Genomic DNA, 21,855 nt, shown 5'->3' with positions numbered 1-21,855 from the left:
ATTCCCTGAAACCCTGTTAACCCTCAGAATGGATTGTCTGAACGATGACGATGTCCTTCCTTGTTTATACCCTCCTGCTCGTTGCGGTAGCAGCCATTGTCGCTGTTTCAGCCTGGAAGATCAGTGCTGCTTCAACCCGTCAGCGTTGTGAAACAGAGTCACTGCGAGAGCAACAATTCCTCGAGACAGAACGCCTGCAGTCGGTGGAGCGCCAGGCCTGGCTTGAAACGGAAAATCGCCGTCAGCAGGAAACCGTTTCGCAGTTGCAACAGGAACAGGAAACGGCGCGACAGCGCATTCAGACCCTGGAACTCGAACTGGCGCGGTCGGCAGAGCGTCTCACGGGGATGGAAGCGTTGCGGATGACTTTGCGTGATGCAGAGCTGCGACAGCAACAGCTGCAGGCATCGGAAAGTGAACTTAAAACAGCACTGGCGGCACGGGACAAAGAGCGGGAAGCGGCTGACGATAAAATCCGGTTGTTGGAGCAGGCTGAAATAAGGCTCAATCAGCAGTTTGAAAATCTGGCGAACCGCATCTTTGAAGCGAAAGCCTCTCGTTTTACTGAACAGAATAAAATGGCACTGGATGGCTTGCTGGGGCCGTTCAAGCAGCAGATCTCCGACTTCCGACAGCAGGTTAACGATGCCTATATCACGGAAGCCAAGGAGCGCCGCTCCCTGCGTGATGAAGTGCTGGGGCTGCGTGAACTGAACCAGCAGATGAGCCAGGAAGCCCTGAACCTGACCCGTGCCCTGAAGGGGGACAAGAAAGCCCAGGGGAACTGGGGGGAGCTGGTGTTGGATCGTGTACTGGAAGAGTCTGGCTTGCGTGAAGGGCATGAATACGAACGACAGGTCTCACTGAAGAACACCGATGGCGAACGGCTTCAGCCTGATGTGGTCGTTCATCTGCCTGATGGTAAGGATGTGGTGATCGACTCGAAGGTCTCGCTGGTGGATTACAGTCGTTATCATGAGGCAGACGATGATGTAGAACGGAGTCGGGCACTGGCTGCTCATGTGCAGTGTCTGCGTAACCACATCCGGGGGCTGAGCGCCAAAAGCTATCAGGATCTGGATGGCGTCAGAACGCTGGATTATGTCTTGATGTTCATTCCGGTCGAGCCTGCCTTTTATGCCGCGGTTGAACATCAGCCTTCACTGTTCCAGGAAGCGCTGGAGCACAATATTATGCTGGTCAGCCCAACCAACCTGCTGGTGGCATTACGTACTATCGAAAATATCTGGCGCTATGAACACCAGAATCGAAATGCGGAAAAAATTGCTGAAAAAGCCAGCGCGCTCTACGACAAGCTGCGTGGGTTTACGGACGACATGCAGAAACTGGGTAGTCAGCTGGATACCGTGAAAAAGACCTATGATGGCGCCATGAACAAGTTCAGTTCGGGACGGGGTAATCTGGTACGCCAGGCGCAGCAGTTTGTGGAGCTGGGCGTCAAGGTGAAAAAACAGTTACCGCAGGACTTGTTGGACCGTTCTGTCACCGAGATCAGCACACCCGTGGAAGAGGTGGAATTGCTGGAAGAAAGCAACAAAAGTCTCGGCTAATACCTATGGTCTTTTGATGCGTATCAATATCTGGTTCTTCGAGTCAGGTAGAGTGAACCCCGCAGTGAAGAGGGGAGGGGTTGGTCGCTGAAAACAGCTCAGCGATGATCCTGCCACTGCAAGCAAGTGTCATGGCGCCTCGTTATAGCAGACTGCGGTATAGACAGTCGGGACAGGTCTGCCAATGGTTATTGGCCGGTTTTCTGAGGGGGAAACCGGCCTTTTCTTTCTGCATGACATTCTCTGTATTTCTCACCATAGCTGAAAACCACTAAGGCAGTGATGCTGCCCTTGTGCTTAGCTTTTGTCTCCACTATTACCGGGCTGGAGTTCGTTATGCCGCACATAAGGGCCAACCAGAAGGTCGATGATCAGGGGCAGCATGGGGCCGGAAAACCGGCTGTGTTGGTGACCGGGGGCGCACAGGGAATCGGTCGTGGCATCACAGAGTATTTTCTGGCGAAAGGCTATAGCGTGGTGGTGGCGGACAATGACCGCGAAGCCGGTGAAGAACTGATCGGTCTGTTGTCCCGGCAGGGCGACGTACGCTTTATTCGCACGGATGTCAGTAATGAAGAATCGGTGCAGCGGTGTATTGCCCGGGTTCAGCACTGGTTTGGCGGGTTGAATGGGTTGGTCAATAACGCGGGTATTGCTGATCCCTATACCGGCCCTCTTGAGTACCTTGATCTCGTGGACTGGCAACGGATTATTGATGTCAATCTGACCGGTGTCTTCCTGATGGTCAGGCAGGCGCTGGGTTTGCTGCGCGTTCGGCATGGCGCAATCGTTAATATTGCTTCCACGCGTTATCTGCAATCCGAACCCCAGACCGAAGCGTATGCGGCGAGTAAGGGCGGTGTGGTTGCCTTAACCCATGCGCTGGCGGTGTCGCTGTCCGGGCAGATTCGGGCTAACTGTATCAGTCCTGGCTGGATTGAGGTGGGGGAATTGCAGAAGTCTCGATCACGGCGGCCGGTGCACCTGACGGAAACCTGTCACCAGCAGCACCCGGTGGGGCGTGTAGGGGAGGCTAGGGATGTGGCCAGCCTGGCTCATTTCCTGATTTCTGAGGAAGCCGGGTTCATGACCGGTCAGAATATTATTCTGGATGGTGGCATGACCCGGAAAATGGTGTACGAGTAGTGAACGGGTGGTTAGTTGAAGACGAATCTACGGGCTTCAATCCACGACATGTCGCGTCCGTTGTGTTCAGCTTCTGCCAAAATATCTTCCAGCCGTTGATACTTGCTGATTTCATCATCGGACATGAAGTGCAGGCATTCTCCGCCAAAGAACCAGAGCAGATCGCGGGGAACCATCGGTGCCAGCTGGGGATGGTTGCCGATAAAAGCAAACAGCCACTGCTGGCCCAGGTAACGGGATTCTTCCAGGTGGTCTACCAGTGCCTGCTTGACGTGCTGTAATTGTTCCAGCTGCTGTTCCTTCTGTTCTTCTGTGCAAACGCTGTCCAGTGCGTTGGGCAGCTGCATCATCAGATTATCCAGCAGCTGCTGGTGATGTTCGATGTAGAGACGGTGATTTTCAGGCATCAGGAGATTCCAGTCAGGCCGGGTAACCTGTTTTGACAGGTCAGTGATAAAGCAGCACAACCTAGCGAGCGCTGAGCGAGAGGTCAAGTCCGTCGATAGTTGACGTTGCCGCCATCTGATGTGTTAAGTGCCCATCTGCTTTAGCAACTGACCGTAATATATAACGTGATCGAAGTAGCAACTGGTCGTAGTAGATAACCACATAGGGATTTGCAATAAAATACTATAAGATGCCCGTTTAAAGACTGAGACAAGCATAAGGAACTGAACGGTTACATGACCCGGGCACTGCAAATCCGCCAGCTATACAAAACTTACGACAATGGTCATCAGGCGCTGAAAGGTATTGACCTGGAGGTTCAGGAAGGTGATTTCTTTGCGTTGCTGGGCCCTAATGGCGCGGGCAAGTCAACGACCATCGGCATAGTTTCCTCGCTGGTTAATAAAACGTCTGGCGACGTTAATATCTTTGGTTACGACCTCGATAAAGACATGAGTCGTGCCAAACGTCAACTGGGTGTGGTTCCGCAGGAAATCAATTTTAATCAGTTCGAAAAAACACAGGATATTGTCATTACCCAGGCGGGTTATTATGGCATTTCCGCCAATGAGGCCAGTGCTCGGACCGAGCTATACCTCAAGAAACTCGGACTGTGGGACAAACGCAATGTTCAGTCCCGAATGCTGTCCGGTGGTATGAAACGCCGGCTGATGATTGCCCGTGCATTGGTCCATGAACCCCGTCTTCTCATTCTGGATGAACCAACGGCCGGTGTTGATATCGAACTGCGTCGCTCATTGTGGGAATTCCTGCGGGAAATCAATGGCAAGGGCACGACGGTTATCCTCACCACCCATTACCTGGAAGAAGCGGAACAGCTGTGTCGCAATATCGCGATCATTGACCAGGGTACGATCGTCGAAAATACCAGCATGAGGGCGCTGTTGGGTAAATTGCAGAAAGAGAGCTTCCTGCTGGATACCCGCGAACCCATCAACGACATGCCTGATTTTGCCGGTTATGTCGTGCGCAAGGTTGATGACAGCTGCCTTGAAGTGGAAGTGAACAAGAACCAGGGGCTGAACGGGCTGTTTCAGCAGTTGAATGCGTCCAGTATTGATGTCATCAGCATGAGAAACAAAGCCAACCGGCTGGAAGAGCTCTTCGTCGGCATGACGGCCCAGGGATAACAGAGAACGGGAATACAGGTGTGAACACGAACAGGGGTTCCTATCCGGTCCGGGAAAACTGGATCGCTTTCTATACCATATTTGTCAAGGAAATCCGCCGGTTTCTCCGGATCTGGCCGCAGACACTGCTGCCACCGGCGATCACCATGGCTCTCTATTTTGTGATTTTTGGTAATGTCATCGGTTCGCGCATTGGTGAGATGGGCGGCTTTGATTACATGACCTTTGTTGTGCCCGGCTTGATCATGATGTCGGTGATCACTAACAGTTACAGCAATGTGGCGTCCAGTTTCTTTGGCAATAAATTCCAGCGCAGCGTAGAAGAGCTGCTGGTGTCACCAGTGCCTAACTGGATTATCTTAATGGGCTTTGTCATGGGTGGCGTCTGTCGTGGACTCGGTGTTGCTTTGATCGTGACACTGCTGTCACTGTTTTTCGTGGATTTCCAGATTTACGATATCAGTGTCACAGTACTTGCGATCTTTCTTACTGCAACACTGTTTGCGCTCGGCGGGTTTATCAATGCGCTCTATGCAAAATCTTTTGATGATATTGCGATCATTCCGACGTTCGTTCTTACGCCTCTGACCTATCTTGGTGGTGTGTTTTATTCTGTCAAGATCTTACCGGAATTCTGGCAGGGGCTTTCCCAGGTCAACCCTATCCTCTACCAGGTGAATGCCTTCCGTTACGGCTTGCTGGGTTACAGCGGTGTGGTTAACCTCTGGCATGCATTCCTGATGATGGGATTGGCCGTCATCGTCTTGTTTGTCTACAGTCTTTACCTTTTGAATACAGGCAAGGGCCTGAGAAACTGAGTTTCGTTGTAATGAACACATCCTTAGAAGCATCCCCACTGGGCAAGCACAGTGATTATGTGGCCGAGTACGATGCGAACCTGCTTTTTCCGATACCCCGTGCACCCAAGTGGGAGGCGAATGGCCTGGTAGCCGCCAGTCTGCCGTTTACCGGGGTTGATATCTGGAATGCCTATGAGCTGTCCTGGCTGAATCATCGCGGCAAGCCGGTAGTGGCGGCCGGGGTATTCACAATTCCCTGTGATTCAGAATGCATTATTGAATCCAAGTCCTTCAAGCTTTACCTGAATTCCTTCAACCAGAGCCGGTTTGAGTCAGCAGCAGACGTGCAGGCAACCATGGCCCGTGATCTCAGTCGGGCCGCCGGTGCACAGGTACGTGTGGAGATTCTTTCTATCAATGCGCTGGAACAGCGTGGTTTGGCCGTGCTGCAGGGCGAATGTATCGATGAGCTGGATATTGCCATCGACACCTATCAGCTGGACAGCAGTTTGGTACAACCTTCGACTGATGATGAACGTGTATCAGAAACGCTTTACAGCCATTTGCTGAAGTCCAATTGCCCGGTAACAGGACAGCCTGACTGGGGAACGCTGGTCATTGATTACCGTGGGCCGCGCATTGATCGTGAGTCGTTGCTGAAATATATCTGCTCCATGCGTCAGCATCAGGATTTCCATGAGCAGTGTGTAGAGCGGGTTTTTCTGGATATCTTGGCTCAGTGCCGGCCGGAAGCACTGACTGTCGGTGCACGTTACGTGCGTCGTGGTGGGTTGGATATCAATCCGTGGCGGACTAATTGTGGCAAGGCGTCGGATAACGGTCGCCTGGCACGTCAATAAGTATCCCAATGATGGAAAAGCCGGGTCAGACGATGATCCGGTCTTTCAGCTTTTCCGAAGCATCCTTCAAAGCCTTCAATATTCGTTCTTTGTCGTAAGATTGAATGTTCGTGGTATCGAGGTAGAGCGAAAAGCCCTTCATTTCATGCTCCACGTAACTTTTCCTGGCGCCGAGGTCCCGGCGGAAATCCATCACTTCATACACGGGTACTGGGCGTGGAATACCTTTCACCTGAACCTCGCCTTCAGCCCGGCACAGAATGACATCCTTGACCAGTGACCAGGTTTCTTCCGCAATCAAAATCTGATTGGTACCTGCACGGCTTTCCAGTCGGCTGGCCAGGTTAACGTTGCCACCGATGATGGTGTAATCCATACGTGAAGCAGTACCGAAATTACCAACGGTACAGAAGCCGGTACTAATTCCCATCCGGATGTTAAGCGGCTTGCGAATACCTTTACTGCGCCAGTGCTGTCGCAACACCTTCATATGCTTGCGCATGGCGATTGCCATGGAGACGGCAGCCAGTGCATCACGGCGGTCTCCCTGGGGACGATGATCACCAAAGTAAACCATCAGGCTGTCGCCAATGAATTTATCAATGGTGCCGCCAAAGTGCAGAGCGATGCGGGACATTTCGTCAAGGTAATGATTTAGCAGGGCTGTCAGCGCCTCCGGATCCATTTCATCGGTGATATTCGTAAAGCCTTCTATATCAGAGAAAAAAACGGTCAGGCGTTTTCGGCGTGGTTGCAGGCTTGTGTGAGGCTGACCTGTGCTCAGGGACTCATGAACGCGTGGTGGAAGATAGCTGGTCATATTGTTGACCAGCTGGGCATATTGCTGCTTTTGTTGTTGAGCTTGTTGCTGTAACCGATTGATCGAACGGACTTTTACAGAAGAGAGCCAGCTATGGAATAACAGATAAATCAGCATGCCAGCGGCGATAATGATATGGGTCGCTACGGGTAATGGTGGATTGATTGTGGCATCAGGTAGCAGGGTATGTGTCATAAATATCAACCCTGAAAATAACAGGGTTTGCAGGCACATAAACCGGAAACCGTGTGCACTGATACTGCTGACAGACAGCAGGATCAGTGTTGCCAGCGAAACAAATAAGGGTATGCCTGCGATTGCCAGCAGTACACTGATGATCACGGTATCGCATGTGATCAATAGCCTGGACTGGGTGCGGGATGTGGCCTTGTTGTTTTGGCGCGGGCGCGAGATCCATCCAGTCAGTAAATAGCTGGCATACGGCCATGGCAGCATCACAGCCACAACCCAGTACCAGTACAGCTCAATGCCGTTTAGCAAGCAGGCTGAAAAAACGGTCAACGCCGCCGTGAACCAAAGGAGGCCTCTGGCCAGCAGGAATGCGTTATGGATCAGGAACTGTTTGACGTCAGTGACGGTAACGCTCGTCATAGTTAAGAATTATTATCGTGCCAGGCCATTATTCTCGGATTTAATGGTAGTCTCTGCGTACATGCGTCCCATTATCGCCAGTGGTTATGGGAAAGCAAACACTTTGTCCGTCGGTGTGACACCATCGTTGGTTGTATAAATAATTGTCTGTCGTGTTGTCAGGAGGTTTTGAGTGGATGCCATTGAAGCACTAACAGGGCGAGTCTCTGTCCCACGATTAGTCGAGCCTGCACCATCATCTGAACAACTGGATATCCTGTTTCAGGCGGCACTGAGAGCACCGGATCATGCCATGTTGCGCCCATGGCGTTATATCACCATTTCTGGTGAGGCCCGCGAACGCTTAGGTGAGCTTTATGCGAAAGCTGTGCAGGCAGATCAACCGGATCTTGAAGACGAGATGCTGGATCGCTACCGGGGGCTGCCATTACGGGCACCGATGCTGGTGGCACTGGTGCTGACCCCACAGCAACATCCCAAGGTGCCTGAAATTGAGCAGGTGCTATCGCTGGGGGCGGCCTGCCACGGCATGATGGTGGCAGCTCATGCCATGGGGATTGGGGCGATGTGGCGAACAGGCACTATCAGCTACCACCCACTGGTTGAAGAGGGGCTTGGTCTGACGGGCGATGAAAAACTGTACGGTTTCATGTACCTCGGCACACCGGACGGCGTCCGGAAAAAGCGGCCACAGCTGGCTGTTTCGGATTTCGTCTCGGCATGGCCCGAAGGATAAACACAAAATGACGGAACGTTTTCTGTTCCGTCAGTCAATCCAGTGGATGATGTGCTCTTCCCAGTCTTCTTCGGGTACCCGGTCTTCGCTCATAACCCGTTGCTGGACGGAAATGCCTACGAGATGCACGGTCTCAGGCGTGCCTGACACCAGTGGGTGCCATTCCGGGAGATCCTTGCCTTCCGACACCAGACGGTAGGCGCAGGTGCTGGGCAACCAGTGGAATTCCGGAATGTCATTGACGGTCAGGTGAATGCACTCGGGGGCAACCGTCGCCCGTTGCGGATAAACCTTGCAGCGACAGGAGTCGGTATCAAGGTGTCGGCAGGATAACGCGGTGTAACAGACTTCACCGGTGTCTTCGTCTTCCAGCTTCTGGAGGCAGCACCGGCCACAGCCATCACAGAGTGACTCCCACTGGGTTTTGCTCATGTCTTCCAGGCGAACCGTGCGCCAGAAGGCGTCAGTCTGCGATGCGGGTGTATTGCTCATATCAAACGGGGTCATTAAAACTCAGAAATTCTTCCGGCAGGGTCTGCAGGTAATCCTCGCGGGCAGGGGGCATCTGCAGGTGGTAGCCTTGTGTCTGGATATTATCCATGACTTTGGCGGTGTCTTCCCGTGCCAGTTTCCGTTCAGGTGTCAGTAACATGTCCATGACGGGTACCGGTTTTCCGAAGACTTTCAGCAGTGCCTCCGGGGCCGCGTCCAGCCCTTTCCGTTTTTCCACGTAAAGGTACATTTCTTCTTTGACCGGGCTTTTGTATATGGATACCAGCAGTTTCACGTCATGACTCCTCTGACTGTTGCTGCATGTTATTCAAATGGACGATGAGGTTATCCAGAATCGTTTCCCGACGCCAGCGTCCCAGGGTATTCAGTAATGCGGGGGAAGCGCTAAATTCCCCCGTGTCGAGATACTGTCTGACCAGCGTGTTGGCCAGGAGTTTCACGGGGATCAGTTCCCGTGCGATCTGCAGGGCTTCTGAGGTTGTATGACAGTAGTTGCGGATGGCTTCAACCCATGGCTTTGCCCGCTTGGGGAGTGGTGCCGGGAGGCGTTCAGGCCATTCGGATTCAGGGACTTTCAGTGCTTCGCGAATATGCGCCAGGATGGCTGGGCCGTGCACTCGCAGAATCGCTGGTGTCATTCGCTCAATACGCTTGAGCTTGTCCAGGCTGTCGGGCTGATAACGGGCCAATGGCCAGAGGCTGGCCGCATGAATCACCTTGTTACGGGGAACATCCAGTTGTCTGGCGGTCTTTTCCCTGAATTGGCAAATGGCGCGTAATACTGTCAGCTGGCGGGGATACAGTTTCCAGGCGAGTTTGGCATCCCGCCAGGCTTCGCCGGGATCCGGCTCATGACGGGCGTTACGAATCATGTTGTCACAGTCTTCGCGATGCCAGTCCAGTCGTTGTTTGTCTGCCAGTTGTGAAGTCAGGATCGGGTAGAGTTGGTTCAGGTAATAAACATCTAATGCGGCATAACGAATCTGGTTATCACTGAGCGGACGTGCCAGCCAGTCAGACCGGGTTTCATCTTTGGCCAGTTCGACACCCAGAAAGCGTTCAACCAGTCGCTGATACCCCAGGCAGTGGTCTGTGCCCAGAAAGGAAACGGCCAGTTGTGTATCGAAAATCGGGTCGGGCAGGGTGCCCAGCAGACGCTGAAATACTTCCAGGTCTTCCCCGGCCGCGTGCATCACCTTGATAATGTCGGTATTTTCGAGGATTGCGCAAAATGGCGTCCAGTCAGTGATGGCCTGGGGGTCAATCAGCATGACCTGATTGTCATGCCCTGCCTGGGTCAGGCCGGGTATCGGGTAGAAAGTGCTTGTACGAATAAACTCGGTATCAAGCCCCAGGTAGGGGACATCCTGCCACTGCTGGCAGGCCTGTGCGAGGCTTTTGTTATCAGCGATCCATTGAATCTGTGGTGCATCGTCCATCTGGAGGTGGCCTTGCGCAAAAGGTCGATTATATGAGGAATGGGGCCGCGTTGCTTTAAATAAAAAATGTTAGGGCAGATGGGATTAATACGCATGTCTGAGACAGGCTGACTTTTGTACCTTTGTACGCCTAAACCCTCAGGGTTGTCTGTCAATTAGGCTAAAAATAAGAAGCCTGTCCGATAAAATTGGCTACATAAAATAGTTGGGAGTGTTATCCATGGCAAAAACGGTTCACGGACGTAAAGTACTGAATCTGGTGCTGGAGTATGGGCAGCCCTACAGTCGCGATGCCCTTAAGGATGCAATGGCTACTCAGTTTGGTCAGGATGTGCAGTATCACACCTGTTCTGTGCAGGAACTATCCGCTGATGGCCTCATCGACCTGTTCCTGGGTAAGGGCAAGCTGGTGGAAACGGATACTGGTATCGTTGGCGACGCCAGCAAGCAGTGTGGTCATCACTGAGCTGACATGAGCTGCGTGCCTGCTTCCTGATCGGTAAGGATCGGGAAGCGCTCGCAGTCCGGCAACTGGTAATGCCACCATTCGTAATCAAATTTCTCAAAGCCTGCCGTGTGCATCAGGCCAGCCAATAACAGCCGGTTTCTTCTGGCTTCCAAGCACACCGATTCATTGAGGTGCCAGGCGGCTTCCTCAAAATCATCAAAACCGGTTCCCATCTCCAGTTCTGTGCCACTGGTTCGGTCGATAAGGGTCAGGTCTATCGCGACTCCGCGACAGTGGGGGCAACGGCCGGTATCCGGATCTGACACGTAATCGCTACCGGGAAAGGCATTCCAGAGCACCCGCTGTGCCTCGACAGGCCGAAAGGCATCCCACAGTTTGAGCTTCAAGCCAAGAGTTGCTGCGTGGGAAATTGCGCTGTTAAGACAGTCTGCCGCTTCCTGGCGCAGATAGCAGCGGCTGTTGAAGTAGATGCTTTTGCCTGTCACGTTATGCGTTGTGGCGTAATAGAGTTCAATATCGACATCAAACTGTTCACGGGTGATTTCGGTCAGTGTGGCGATCACGGCACTACCTTGCGGTTGGTTGGGGGTTGATACTCCTTTCAGTGTAAGTCATAGCCAGACGTGTATTAGGTAGATGGCAGGGATCTTCTGCCAGCAGGCTTTGTTCTTACTGGAAAAATTGCCAGAGATTGATGCCTCCCAGGAGAATGCAAAGCAATTGCCAGAACAGGGTTGGGTTTTTCGACATCAGCGGCTGAAAGTCCATATGTTGGAATGCCGGGTTAGGGGTGGAAAGATCCTGGCAGAATTCCGATAAAGCCTCATAACGTTCAGTCGGGTTGGGAGCGACAGCTTTGGCCAGCGCCTGGTTGATCCATTCTGGCAGGTCGGGACGGTCATCCGTCACCGGGCGATACCGGAGATGTTTGTAGTGCTTGATGCGAATGCTGTTCCCGGCGATTTCGCGGTAGGGAAGGTGACCTGTCAGCATCTCGTAGACAATCACACCGACGGCGAACTGGTCGGCACGGTAATCGATAGCGCTGCCCAGAAAATATTCGGGCGCCACATAATTCTTGGTGCCCTGCGGGGTATTGTCATGGAGCCCTGACTGGATTTCAGTGTCTCCGGCGACACGGGCGGCGCCAAAATCAATCAGTCGAACGCGTCCGTTCGGGTCAATCATCAGGTTTTCCGGTTTCAGGTCCTGATGGAGGATCTGCATTCTGTGCAGGCCCCGTAAGGCGCAGACAATCTGACGGGTCAGGTCCCTGACCGTATTGAGGTCTGGCCTGGGGTTGTCCTGCATCCAGCTTCGCAAAGTCTGTCCCGGGATGTACTCACAGACATGGTAGAGAAACTGCTTGCCTGCCTTCGGTGCATGAAGTGTCATGATCGCAGGATGGTTGACCCGTCGTCCTATCCATTCTTCACGGAGAAAGCCGTCGAGGTAGAGTGGGTCATCGTCAAAGTTAACGGACGGCGTCTTGATGACAACCTGTTGGCCGGAATCAGTATCTTCAGCCAGATAAAGCTGGCTCCGGGTGCTGGCATGAAGCGTTTCCAGGATGCGATAGCCATCCAGAATCTGTCCAGGCTCCAGATCCGGTGGAAACCGCAATTGTGCCAGCCGTTCCAAGGTTTCATGGCTGTTTTCGGCCGGCAGAGTATCAATGCGACAAATGACAACCGTCAGGTTATCACTGCTACCGGCGGATAGAGCGGTCTGAACCAGGCTGTCTGCTATTTGCTGGAGCCCCGGGTTGCCCATGCAGCTGGCGACAATTTCCCTGTGACTTAAGACATCGTGAATGCCGTCGGTGGTGAGAATGAATACATCGTCTGTTTGCAGGGTTTCAGTGCGGTAGTCCACTTCGGTATGACGGTGCATGCCAAGTGCACGTGCTAGGTATTGTCGCTGGCCGAGACGAGACGTATGGTCTTCGGTCAGGCACTCCAACTGCTGTTTTCTGAGGCGGTAGATACGGCTGTCACCGATATGCAGCAGGTGGGCAGTATTGGATTTTAAAACGATGCCGGAAAACGTCGTACAGAGATCCGTGTCGTTGTGAATGTGATGTTGACCCTGGTAGTGCAGCCAGCTGTTGATGGCGGTAATGACCTTGCCAGCGGCATGTCGCACCTGCCAGGAGTCCGGCGTACTGTAATAGTCTGCCATGAATGATGAAATACTGGTGTGGCTGGCTTCCCTGGCCCGTGTACAGGCGCTGACACCGTCGGCAACCAGTGCCACAATCCCCTTGTGCGTGAGGGCATTGTGGTTGTCAGGTATGCGGATCGCACAGGCATCCTGATTTTCCGGTTTGATGCCGGCGCTGGTGCTGAAAGCGTAATTAACGTCTAGCTTGTTGCTCATACTGCCCGTTTACCTGTCCATAAAAAAAGAGGGTGACTGCTGTCAGTCACCCGAATGTACCACTGACAGACTCAAGCGGGGGAATCTGTCATGGTATGTGCTGGATAAGTTCAGGACACGTCAATCATGGTGACGGTGCCATCCGGCATGACTTCTGTCATCTGACCCTTAGGCTCTTCCAGGAACAGCAGGGTCATAAAGCCCAGTACTGCGGTGCCTGCAATCACAAGAAAGAAGGTCTGGTAATCGACCAGGGAGAGTACGGTCAGGTAGAAGACAGCACCCACATTGCCGTAAGCGCCTGTCATACCTGCGATCTGGCCGGTCAGGCGTCGCTTGATCAGCGGTACCACGGCAAATACGGCACCTTCACCGGCCTGTACGAAGAAGGAACAGGTCATGGCGGCGACAACGGCAAGCACCAGCGGCCAGCTGGAATCGATAATGGACATGGTGGCGTAACCAACGGCCAGTCCTGCCGTTAACACCAGCAGGGTTGTTTTGCGGCCGAAGCGGTCACTGATTAATCCGCCGCCGGGACGTGACATCAGGTTCATGAAGGCATAGGCCGAAGCGACCAGGCCAGCCATGACCGGATCCAGTTCAAAGGTGTCCATGAAGAACAGTGGCAGCATGGAGACAACGGCCAGCTCAGAACCAAACGTGGCGAAGTAAAGGACATTCAATACGGCAACCTGCTTGAACTTGTACTGGTGGATCGTAGGCACAGGCTTGCTGAATATTTCTTTGTTGATCTGCCAGGCTTTCCAGGCGTCAAGGAGATACAGCAGTGTCAGGCCAATATAAATGGCTGTGGCGATCCCGGCTGACAGCATGCTGACGCCCTGGGGGGACAGCTTCCATGTCAGCAGTGCCAGGGCGGCATACATCGGGATTTTCATGATCAGCAGCAGAACAAAGTCACCTTTGGAGGTGACTTCCATGCCGCCCAGGTTCTTGGGGCGGAAATAGGTAGAACCTTTGGGTGTGTCACTCACGCTCATGTAATAGATGACACTGTATGCCAGTGACATCAGGCCGGTCAGTCCGACCGCATAGCGCCAGCCATCCTCACCGCCAAACAGCAGTGCGATCGTTGGCAGTGTCATGGCCGCCGCCGCCGAGCCAAAGTTACCCCAGCCACCGTAGATTCCTTCTGCGGTACCCAGTTGCTTGGCCGGAAACCACTCGGAGACCATCCGGATACCAATCACAAAGCCGGCACCGATGCAGCCCAGAAGGAAACGGGCGATGGCGGCCTGGGTGAAATTGTCGGCCAGCGCGTACATAAAGCAGGGAATACTGCATAGCGCCAGCAGGGCTGAATATACACGACGGGGGCCAAACCGATCGGTCAGCATACCGATGATTACCCGGGCAGGGATGGTCAAGGCCACGTTAAGGATTAACAGGGTCTTGAGTTGTTCGCGAGTGAGTGACAGTGAGTCAGCAATCGCAGTGACCAGTGGCGCATGGTTAAACCAAACGACAAAGGTAATAAAAAAGGCAATCCAGGAAAGATGAAGGGCGCGCATCTTTCCTGTAAATGAAAAGATATTGATTTTATCAGGTTCTGACATGTCTGCTCCTTGTCGAGACGTACGTTATCGCTGTCATGAACCCCTTTCAGCAAGGATCAGGCCAGAGTGATGCTATTGTGCTGCTGAGGGGGATTTATTCTCGGGTTAAAGCGTTTTTATCCCACCTGCTGTCTGCTTGCTCAGGGTGCTGGATTGATCGAATCGTGGCCTGATGAGCTCATTTGTTGTGCCCGGTCAAAACAGGCGCACCAAATTGTGCGTGCACCGGGGCTCTGAAATGAACCTTTATGGTGCGCGGTTTTGGTGCGGTGCTGTCAGGATGGAGCGTTCCTACTGTCAATGTTTTCTTTAACTGATTGTTATTTAAGGGGTAATAGAGTTGGGCGTGATATTTGCTTTACTGGTGCAGTCAGGTTGGTTTCACCCAACGCGAGAACAATAAATGACTGGAGCCAGGTATGCAGCATAAGGAAACACTGGTCGTAGTGGGCAATGGCATGGTGGGCCATCGGTTTATCGAAAAGCTGGTGGATGCCGGTGGCCTTGGGCAATACGACGTCATTGTCTTTGGTGAAGAGCCCCGCTCAGCGTACGACAGGGTGCATCTGAGTGAATTCTTCAGTGGTAAGACGGCTGATGATTTAAGCATGGTTGCCAGTGGTTTTTATGATCAATCAGGTATTGAGCTGGTACTTGATGATCGTGTCACCAGTATTATTCGTTCGACACAGGAAGTGGTATCCGTCAGTGGTAGGCGAGTCGCCTACGATAAACTGGTGCTGGCAACCGGCTCCTATCCTTTTGTTCCGCCTGTGCCGGGTCATGACCGTGACAATTGCTTTGTCTATCGCACGATCGAGGATCTGGAAGCCATTCGCGAATCTGCCCGATCCAGTAAGGTGGGTACAGTTGTCGGCGGTGGTTTGCTCGGTCTCGAGGCGGCCAAGGCACTCAAGGATCTGGGGCTGGAAACCCATGTCGTAGAATTTGCCCCCCGTCTGATGGCCGTACAGGTAGATGAAGGCGGTGGTGCCATGCTTCGCAGGAAAATTGAACAGCTGGGTGTGTTCATTCATACCAGCAAAAACACGCAGCAGATTGTGGATGGTGAGGACTGTTTCCACCAGATGCAATTCGCCGATGGTGAAGTGCTGGATACCGATATTGTGCTGTTTTCTGCAGGTATCCGTCCGCGCGATGAGCTGGCCCGGTCGTGCGATCTGACGCTCGGCGAGCGTGGTGGAATTGTCATCGATAACCAGTGTCGCACATCGGATCAGGCTATATACGCGATTGGTGAGTGTGCATTGTGGGATAACCGGATTTTTGGCCTTGTGGCGCCAGGCTACCAGATGGCGCAGGTTGCAGTGGATGACCTGCTTGGCAGCGAAGGCAGTGAATTCACCGGTGCTGATATGAGCACGAAACTGAAACTGATGGGTGTAGATGTTGCCAGTATCGGTGATGCCCATGGTCGTACCCCGGGTGCGTTAAGTTATCAGTATGTTGACGAGGAGCGAGAGGTTTATAAGCGGCTGGTGGTCTCCAAAAGCCGGAAGAAACTGCTGGGCGCCGTTCTCATTGGTGATGCTGACGACTATGGTTCACTATTGCAGATGATGCTCAACGACATTCGCCTTCCAGCCAAGCCTGCACAGTTGATCCTGCCTGCCAGTGATGGTGCAGCACCTGCAGGGCTTGGCATCACGGCATTGCCGGAAACGGCACAGATTTGTTCCTGTTTCAATGTCAGTAAGGGAACTTTGTGCAGCGCGGTCGCGGAGGGTTGTCAGGATATTGCTTCGCTGAAAAGTGCTACGAATGCCGGTACCGGCTGCGGTGGGTGTTCCGCACTGGTCAAGCAGGTACTGGACAGCGAGCTGGAAAAAATGGGGGTTGAAGTTAAGAAGGATATCTGCGAGCACTTCCCTTATTCACGGCAGGAACTTTATCACCTGGTCAGGGTAGGTGAGATCAAGAGCTTCCAGGCGATGCTGGAAAAACACGGCACCGGTCATGGTTGTGACATCTGTAAACCAACGATTGGTTCGATCCTGGCGTCATGCTGGAACGACTATGTCCTGAAAAAAGACCATGCCCACCTTCAGGATACCAATGACTACTACCTGGGCAATCTCCAGAAAGACGGTACGTATTCCGTGGTTCCCCGTGTGCCGGGTGGCGAGATCACACCCGAAAAACTGATTGTGATCGGTGAAGTGGCCCGGGATTTTAACCTTTACACCAAAGTGACCGGTGGTCAGCGGATCGATCTGTTTGGCGCCCGTGTCCATGAACTACCGTCTATCTGGAAACGGCTTGTGGATGCCGGTTTTGAAACCGGACACGCCTACGGCAAGGCAATGCGGACGGTGAAATCCTGTGTCGGCAGCACCTGGTGCCGTTATGGGGTCCTCGACAGTGTCGGTATGGCGATTCGGATCGAAACCCGCTATCGCGGTATCCGCTCACCGCACAAGATCAAACTGGCGGTATCTGGCTGTACCCGCGAGTGTGCTGAGGCTCAGAGTAAGGATTTTGGTGTGATAGCCACCGAAAAAGGCTGGAATCTCTACGTCTGCGGCAATGGAGGTATGAAGCCCCGGCACGCGGATCTGTTTGCCACAGAGCTGGATGATGAGGCGCTGATCCGCACCATTGACCGCACCATGATGTTCTATATCCGGACGGCTGACCGGTTGCAGCGCACATCTGTCTGGCTTGAAAGCCTCGATGGTGGGTTGGATTATCTGAAGGAAGTCATTCTGGAAGACAGCCTGGGTATCGGCGAACAGCTGGATGCAGATATGGCCCGGTTGGTTGGAACCTATGAGTGCGAATGGAAGAAAACCATCGAAGACCCTGAGCAGTTGAAGCGATTCCGGCATTTCATCAATAGCGATGCAACCGACGACAACGTGGTGTTTGTCAGTGAACGCCAGCAGATTCGTCCTGCTTTAGAAAGTGAAAAGTCACTGATTGCGACGAGTGCCTGATCAGAAACGCCAAGGAGACAATGATGGAACAGTGGACAACGGTTTGCAGCCAAAATGACCTGATACCCTACCTGGGCGTCTGTGCCCTGGTGGCGGAAAAGCAGGTTGCGCTCTTTCAGGTAGGCGACAGTTTGTATGCCATTGATAACTACGACCCGGTCAGTCGTGCGAATGTGCTTTCGCGGGGGATTGTGGGGGATCTCAAGGGCGAGCTGGTTGTGGCATCACCGGTCTACAAGCAGCATTACTCGTTGCTGACGGGGCAGTGTCAGGAAGAGCCTGAGATCAAACTGTCAGTGTACCCGGTACGAGTACTGGATGGCATGGTTCAGGTCTCGCCAAACCCGGACACCCGGGCGCAGGCAGCCTGAGTTATGCGACGGCAGCAGCTTGTAGTCATCGGCAATGGTATGGGAAGCGTACGTTTCCTGGAAACGCTGGTGGCCGGAGGGGAGCATGGTTATGACATCACGGTACTGGGTGATGAGCCGGATCCGGGTTATAACCGGATCATGCTATCCCCTTTACTGGCCGCTGAGATCCCCTTTTCAGACACGGTGTTAAGGTCTCGCCGATGGTATGACGAAAACGGGATCACGTTGCATACTGGTGCGGACTTTCGGATTGTTTCGATCAATCGACTACAACGTCTGGTTGTCACCACGGCAGGTCAGCCGTTTCCTTATGATCACCTGGTGTTGGCCACCGGCTCTCATTCCTATATTCCTGGTATTCCGGGCGCCAGTTTCCAGGGTGTTGTGTCGTTTCGGCGTTATGGTGATGTGGAAGCCATGTTGAGTGCAGCAGAATCCGGAAAAAACGGAAATCGGGCTGTTGTGATTGGTGGCGGCCTGCTGGGGCTTGAGGCGGCCAATGCCCTGAACTGTCGTGGTATGCAGGTCACCCTGGTGCATAGCCAGTCGGTACTCCTGAACCGTCAGCTGGATGCCTATGCCGGTCAGTTGTTACAGAGTGAGCTGGAATCACGAGGCATTGCTTTTCTGAAACCTAAACGCACAACCTCGATTGAAGGTGTAGATGGTCGAGTCACCGGCGTGGGTTTCAGTGATGGCTCATGCATTGTTGCAGATCTCGTAGTGTTCGCCATTGGTATTCGACCCAATGTGCAGTTGGCTGTTGAATCCGGACTTGCCTGTAAGCATGGCGTTCTGGTGGATGATTTGATGTTTACTAGCGATCCGGCAATCAGCGCTATTGGTGAGTGTGTTGAGCATGGCGATGAAACGTTCGGGCTGGTGGAGCCCGTCTATTCGCAGGCGGTAACCCTTGCGCGTCGTTTGCCAGGTGAAATACAGCCATTCGTTTCTCGCCCCTCGGCAACAAAGCTGAAAGTCAGTGGCGTACAGCTGTTCTCCAGTGGTCAGTTTCAGGGGGAGGGTTGTGATGATGTCATCACTCTCAAGCATCCCGATGCTGGCATCTATCGCCGACTGGTCATTCGTGATAACCGGGTGGTGGGGGTGTTGCTTTATGGTGATACGTCCGATGGTGCCTGGTATCAGGAATTGCTGGAGTCTGGCCAGGATATCAGTGCATACCGGAATACATTGCTATTTGGATCTCAGTTTGCTGCCGTAGCGTGACGGCGAAGCAGGCAGTCATTGGAGGTGTTGTCATGTCTGTAACGGAAGCGACTGAGATCAAAACAACCTGTGCCTATTGTGGCGTGGGTTGCGGTATCGTCGCAGAAAAACCGCCCATTGATGCAGAAGTGATTGTGGTCAGTGGTGACCCGTTGCATCCCGCCAACCTGGGACGGCTATGTTCCAAGGGCAGTGCCCTGGGCGAGACCGTCCACCATGAAAACCGCCTTTTATATCCCATGGTGAACGGTAACCGTGTGACCTGGGATGCAGCCTTAACCGATGTCGTCAGCCGTCTGCAGTCGACCATTGAACAATATGGCCCGCAATCTGTAGCGCTGTACGGCTCAGGGCAGTTATTGACGGAAGATTATTATGTGGCCAACAAGCTGATGAAAGGCTTTGTCGGTAGCGCGAATATTGATACCAACTCCCGGCTTTGCATGGCATCAACGGTTGCCGGCCACAAACGTGCCTTTGGCACTGACACGGTACCGGGTTGTTATGAAGATCTTGAGCTTGCGGACTGCCTGGTGTTGGTTGGTTCAAATATGGCTTGGTGTCATCCCGTCCTGTATCAGCGGATACGTGCCGTCAAACAGTCGCGGGGCGACCGGATGAAGGTTGTAATCATTGACCCGCGTCGTACCGACACCTGTGATATTGCAGACCTCTTCCTGCCAATACAGCCGGGGACGGACAGCGTACTGTTTAATGGTTTGCTGATATGGCTGCTTGAACAGGAAAAAGTTGATCACTCCTATATTATCCAGCATACGAGCGGATTTGATCGCACTTTGGAACTAGCTCGTGTTACGTCACCTACTGTACAGGTTGTATCCAAAAAATGTGGTCTTGAGCCAGAAGTCGTTGAAATCTTTTACCGGTGGTTTGCTGAGAATGATCGCTCGGTCACGGCTTGGTCCCAGGGGGTCAATCAATCCAGTGCGGGAACCGACAAGGTTAATGCCATTATCAATTGCCATCTGGCTACCGGACGTATCGGAAAACCCGGTAGCACGCCGTTTTCACTGACAGGGCAGCCCAATGCCATGGGAGGGCGGGAAGTCGGCGGGCTTGCGAATCAGCTGGCCGCCCATCTTGAGTTCAATCGGCCGGATGATGTTGAGCGGGTCGCGCGATTCTGGCAGGCGCCCAATATGGTTGGTAAGCCGGGTTTAACGGCTGTGGAGATGTTCGATGCCGTTTCCAGAGGTGATATTCGCTTTATCTGGATTATGGGAACCAATCCGGTTGTCAGCATGCCAGATGCTGATCGGGTGAAAGAAGCACTTACGCTGTGCCCAACAGTTGTCGTGTCGGACTGTATCAGGAATACGGATACGGCAGATGTCGCGGATATCCTGTTGCCCGCTGCTGGTTGGAGCGAAAAGGATGGCACCGTGACCAATTCTGAGCGACGTATTTCACGGCAGCGACGCTTGCGAGCACCTGTTGGAGAATCACGATACGACTGGTCGATCATGGCGGAAGTAGGGCGGCGCTTGGGGTATGGAGAGGCTTTTTCATTTCAATCGCCGGTAGAGGTTTTCAGAGAGCATGCGGCATTATCGGCGTTTGAGAACCATCCGACGATGCGGCCTCGGGATTTTGATATTGGTGGTTTGATGCATATCACCGGTGAAGGGTATGACGGCCTTGTTCCGATTCAATGGCCTATTCCAGATACTACTTCGGTTGGGCAGGCAAGGCTGTTCGAAGATGGTCATTTCTTTACAGAAACAGGTAAGGCCAATTTTGTTCCTGTCAGTGAGTTAGCACCTGTTAATATGCCCGATGATAATTATCCGCTGATTCTTAATACCGGGCGGGTTCGTGACCATTGGCATACCATGACACGAACTGCACTTGCCCCGAGGTTGAGCCAGCACCGGGATGAACCCTTCGTGGAGCTTCATCCGGATGATGCCGCTTCCCGTGAGATTACTGATCAGTCGCTTGTGGTGGTTTCATCGCAGTATGGACAGGTGGTTGTGCGTGCAAGAGTGACAACGCATCAGCAGTCTGGCCATGTTTTTGTTCCCATGCACTGGTCTGGGCAATTCAGCCGTTCAGGGCGTGTTGGCAGTGTCGTTAATCCGGTAGTGGATCCGTTTTCCCATCAGCCAGACAATAAATATACGCCTGTCGAGTTAAGACGGTTTGTAGCCGAACGTTATGGTGTTTTGTTGAGCCGGTCACCCATTGCGTTACCTGAGACTGAATATGCTGTTTCGGTAAAATCTGCCGCTTGTTACCGTTATGAGCTGGCTACTGCACATGACCGAGAGAGTGGTTTTTCAGCCTTTTTGCCTGAGCTTTTGTCGGCTTCAAAGGTTGAATACGATGATGTTGCAAATGGCGTAAAGCGCTGTCTGTACCTGCAGGATGGTGAGGTGGTCGCAATATTGTTTGAATCGCAAAGCTATGAATCCCTGATTGACCGTGCCGGGCTTGAATCAGCTTTTATCGATGATCAGGATATGGCGTTACCACAATGGCAGCTATTATCTGGACAGCCTGGCAAGGGGGCAGGTTGCCAGGGACGTCAGGTTTGCGCTTGCTTTGGAGTGGGTGAAAACGCGATTGTGTCGACCATCCAGCAGGAAAAGCTTGATTCCGTTGAGTCTGTGGGTGATGTGCTCGATGCGGGTACTAACTGCGGTTCCTGTATTCCGGAGATTCGGCAACTGTTAGCGTCTGTGAATGGCTAATGGTAGGTGTCTGTTTGAATAATCTCAGCCTGAACCGGCTGGTTTACAGAAGTGATT

At 52.9% G+C, this 21,855-nt stretch carries 19 protein-coding genes; 11 read left to right on the top strand and 8 right to left on the bottom strand.

All coding sequences use genetic code 11. The features are described 5' to 3' along the window. Window positions 1-44: 44 nt before the first annotated feature. A complete protein-coding gene (gene rmuC, locus ABD892_RS01425; RefSeq protein WP_345193091.1) occupies window positions 45-1,571 on the top strand; it encodes a DNA recombination protein RmuC in 1,527 nt (508 codons plus the stop codon). Window positions 1,572-1,907: 336 nt separating this feature from the next. Next, window positions 1,908-2,717 carry an SDR family oxidoreductase gene (locus ABD892_RS01420; RefSeq protein ID WP_345193089.1) on the top strand — a complete coding sequence of 270 codons (810 nt, stop codon included), beginning with the start codon at window positions 1,908-1,910 and terminating at the stop codon, window positions 2,715-2,717. A gap of 11 nt (window positions 2,718-2,728) precedes the next feature. Here the strand turns inward: ABD892_RS01420 and ABD892_RS01415 are convergent, their stop codons facing one another. Further along, the gene (locus tag ABD892_RS01415; RefSeq protein ID WP_345193087.1) at window positions 2,729-3,124 is read right to left on the bottom strand and encodes a PA2817 family protein; all 396 of its coding nucleotides are present in this window, start codon (window positions 3,122-3,124) and stop codon (window positions 2,729-2,731) included. A 276-nt stretch (window positions 3,125-3,400) separates the two neighbouring features. Here ABD892_RS01415 and ABD892_RS01410 point away from each other — a divergent pair, with 276 nt between their 5' ends. The 3 genes from ABD892_RS01410 to queF are packed head-to-tail and all read left to right on the top strand — an operon-like array spanning window position 3,401 to window position 5,975. Continuing rightward, window positions 3,401-4,315 (top strand): ABC transporter ATP-binding protein, encoded by a 915-nt coding sequence (locus ABD892_RS01410; protein ID WP_345193085.1) that lies wholly within the window; start codon window positions 3,401-3,403, stop codon window positions 4,313-4,315. A 20-nt stretch (window positions 4,316-4,335) separates the two neighbouring features. Next, window positions 4,336-5,133, top strand: coding sequence for an ABC transporter permease (locus tag ABD892_RS01405; protein WP_345193083.1), 798 nt, complete (start codon window positions 4,336-4,338; stop codon window positions 5,131-5,133). An 11-nt stretch (window positions 5,134-5,144) separates the two neighbouring features. Beyond that, a complete protein-coding gene (gene queF / locus ABD892_RS01400; protein WP_345193080.1) occupies window positions 5,145-5,975 on the top strand; it encodes an NADPH-dependent 7-cyano-7-deazaguanine reductase QueF in 831 nt (276 codons plus the stop codon). A 25-nt stretch (window positions 5,976-6,000) separates the two neighbouring features. Here the strand turns inward: queF and ABD892_RS01395 are convergent, their stop codons facing one another. Beyond that, entirely contained in the window at window positions 6,001-7,407 is a 1,407-nt protein-coding gene (locus ABD892_RS01395; RefSeq protein ID WP_345193078.1) for an adenylate/guanylate cyclase domain-containing protein, read from the bottom strand. Window positions 7,408-7,579: 172 nt separating this feature from the next. Here ABD892_RS01395 and ABD892_RS01390 point away from each other — a divergent pair, with 172 nt between their 5' ends. Continuing rightward, on the top strand, window positions 7,580-8,143 hold the full coding sequence (locus tag ABD892_RS01390) for a nitroreductase family protein (protein WP_345193076.1): 564 nt from the start codon (window positions 7,580-7,582) through the stop codon (window positions 8,141-8,143). 30 nt (window positions 8,144-8,173) lie between these two features. On the opposite strand, the gene ABD892_RS01385 is transcribed toward ABD892_RS01390, so the two are convergent. The 3 genes from ABD892_RS01385 to rnd are packed head-to-tail and all read right to left on the bottom strand — an operon-like array spanning window position 8,174 to window position 10,095. After that, window positions 8,174-8,635: a YcgN family cysteine cluster protein gene (locus ABD892_RS01385; RefSeq protein WP_345193074.1), complete on the bottom strand. Its 462-nt coding sequence runs from the start codon at window positions 8,633-8,635 to the stop codon at window positions 8,174-8,176. A gap of 1 nt (window position 8,636) precedes the next feature. Continuing rightward, window positions 8,637-8,930 carry a YcgL domain-containing protein gene (locus ABD892_RS01380; RefSeq protein ID WP_345193072.1) on the bottom strand — a complete coding sequence of 98 codons (294 nt, stop codon included), beginning with the start codon at window positions 8,928-8,930 and terminating at the stop codon, window positions 8,637-8,639. A gap of 1 nt (window position 8,931) precedes the next feature. After that, window positions 8,932-10,095 carry a ribonuclease D gene (gene rnd / locus ABD892_RS01375; RefSeq protein ID WP_345193069.1) on the bottom strand — a complete coding sequence of 388 codons (1,164 nt, stop codon included), beginning with the start codon at window positions 10,093-10,095 and terminating at the stop codon, window positions 8,932-8,934. Between the two features lie 220 nt (window positions 10,096-10,315). On the opposite strand from rnd, the gene ABD892_RS01370 reads away from it, so the two are divergent. After that, window positions 10,316-10,561, top strand: coding sequence for a YecH family metal-binding protein (locus ABD892_RS01370; RefSeq protein ID WP_345193067.1), 246 nt, complete (start codon window positions 10,316-10,318; stop codon window positions 10,559-10,561). Here the strand turns inward: ABD892_RS01370 and ddpX are convergent. The 3 genes from ddpX to ABD892_RS01355 all read right to left on the bottom strand — a co-directional run bounded on the left by ddpX (window position 10,555) and on the right by ABD892_RS01355 (window position 14,523). Continuing rightward, the gene (gene ddpX, locus ABD892_RS01365; protein WP_345193065.1) at window positions 10,555-11,127 is read right to left on the bottom strand and encodes a D-alanyl-D-alanine dipeptidase; all 573 of its coding nucleotides are present in this window, start codon (window positions 11,125-11,127) and stop codon (window positions 10,555-10,557) included. The two genes, ABD892_RS01370 and ddpX, sit on opposite strands and share 7 nt — an antisense overlap. A gap of 106 nt (window positions 11,128-11,233) precedes the next feature. Further along, complete coding sequence (locus ABD892_RS01360) at window positions 11,234-12,943, bottom strand: bifunctional protein-serine/threonine kinase/phosphatase (protein ID WP_345193063.1); 1,710 nt, start codon at window positions 12,941-12,943, stop codon at window positions 11,234-11,236. A gap of 110 nt (window positions 12,944-13,053) precedes the next feature. After that, window positions 13,054-14,523 (bottom strand): NarK family nitrate/nitrite MFS transporter, encoded by a 1,470-nt coding sequence (locus ABD892_RS01355; protein ID WP_345193061.1) that lies wholly within the window; start codon window positions 14,521-14,523, stop codon window positions 13,054-13,056. 419 nt (window positions 14,524-14,942) lie between these two features. Between ABD892_RS01355 and nirB the strand changes: the two genes are divergently transcribed. From nirB to ABD892_RS01335, 4 genes are read left to right on the top strand one after another with little or no spacing between them, the layout of a single operon-like run. Beyond that, window positions 14,943-17,480 carry a nitrite reductase large subunit NirB gene (nirB, locus tag ABD892_RS01350; protein WP_345193059.1) on the top strand — a complete coding sequence of 846 codons (2,538 nt, stop codon included), beginning with the start codon at window positions 14,943-14,945 and terminating at the stop codon, window positions 17,478-17,480. Window positions 17,481-17,503: 23 nt separating this feature from the next. Beyond that, window positions 17,504-17,851 carry a nitrite reductase small subunit NirD gene (gene nirD / locus ABD892_RS01345; protein ID WP_345193057.1) on the top strand — a complete coding sequence of 116 codons (348 nt, stop codon included), beginning with the start codon at window positions 17,504-17,506 and terminating at the stop codon, window positions 17,849-17,851. A 3-nt stretch (window positions 17,852-17,854) separates the two neighbouring features. Beyond that, on the top strand, window positions 17,855-19,084 hold the full coding sequence (locus ABD892_RS01340; protein WP_345193055.1) for an NAD(P)/FAD-dependent oxidoreductase: 1,230 nt from the start codon (window positions 17,855-17,857) through the stop codon (window positions 19,082-19,084). A 32-nt stretch (window positions 19,085-19,116) separates the two neighbouring features. Next, on the top strand, window positions 19,117-21,798 hold the full coding sequence (locus tag ABD892_RS01335) for a molybdopterin-dependent oxidoreductase (protein WP_345193053.1): 2,682 nt from the start codon (window positions 19,117-19,119) through the stop codon (window positions 21,796-21,798). Window positions 21,799-21,855: the final 57 nt, after the last annotated feature.

Origin of the sequence: Kistimonas scapharcae, from assembly GCF_039540975.1 — a bacterium.
GTDB classification, from domain to species: domain Bacteria; phylum Pseudomonadota; class Gammaproteobacteria; order Pseudomonadales; family Endozoicomonadaceae; genus Kistimonas; species Kistimonas scapharcae.
Note: the sequence above shows the minus strand (reverse complement) of the source record. Positions and strands in the feature narration are given on the sequence as shown.

Bases quoted from the DNA above. Each gene is read 5' to 3' on its own strand.
- rmuC (WP_345193091.1), top strand. From the start codon at position 45: ATGACGATGTCCTTCCTTGTTTATACCCTCCTGCTCGTTGCGGTAGCA.
- ABD892_RS01420 (WP_345193089.1), top strand. From the start codon at position 1,908: ATGCCGCACATAAGGGCCAACCAGAAGGTCGATGATCAGGGGCAGCAT.
- ABD892_RS01415 (WP_345193087.1), bottom strand. From the start codon at position 3,124: ATGCCTGAAAATCACCGTCTCTACATCGAACATCACCAGCAGCTGCTG.
- ABD892_RS01410 (WP_345193085.1), top strand. From the start codon at position 3,401: ATGACCCGGGCACTGCAAATCCGCCAGCTATACAAAACTTACGACAAT.
- queF (WP_345193080.1), top strand. From the start codon at position 5,145: ATGAACACATCCTTAGAAGCATCCCCACTGGGCAAGCACAGTGATTAT.
- ABD892_RS01395 (WP_345193078.1), bottom strand. From the start codon at position 7,407: ATGACGAGCGTTACCGTCACTGACGTCAAACAGTTCCTGATCCATAAC.
- ABD892_RS01385 (WP_345193074.1), bottom strand. From the start codon at position 8,635: ATGAGCAATACACCCGCATCGCAGACTGACGCCTTCTGGCGCACGGTT.
- rnd (WP_345193069.1), bottom strand. From the start codon at position 10,095: ATGGACGATGCACCACAGATTCAATGGATCGCTGATAACAAAAGCCTC.
- ABD892_RS01370 (WP_345193067.1), top strand. From the start codon at position 10,316: ATGGCAAAAACGGTTCACGGACGTAAAGTACTGAATCTGGTGCTGGAG.
- ABD892_RS01360 (WP_345193063.1), bottom strand. From the start codon at position 12,943: ATGAGCAACAAGCTAGACGTTAATTACGCTTTCAGCACCAGCGCCGGC.
- ABD892_RS01355 (WP_345193061.1), bottom strand. From the start codon at position 14,523: ATGTCAGAACCTGATAAAATCAATATCTTTTCATTTACAGGAAAGATG.
- nirB (WP_345193059.1), top strand. From the start codon at position 14,943: ATGCAGCATAAGGAAACACTGGTCGTAGTGGGCAATGGCATGGTGGGC.
- nirD (WP_345193057.1), top strand. From the start codon at position 17,504: ATGGAACAGTGGACAACGGTTTGCAGCCAAAATGACCTGATACCCTAC.
- ABD892_RS01340 (WP_345193055.1), top strand. From the start codon at position 17,855: ATGCGACGGCAGCAGCTTGTAGTCATCGGCAATGGTATGGGAAGCGTA.
- ABD892_RS01335 (WP_345193053.1), top strand. From the start codon at position 19,117: ATGTCTGTAACGGAAGCGACTGAGATCAAAACAACCTGTGCCTATTGT.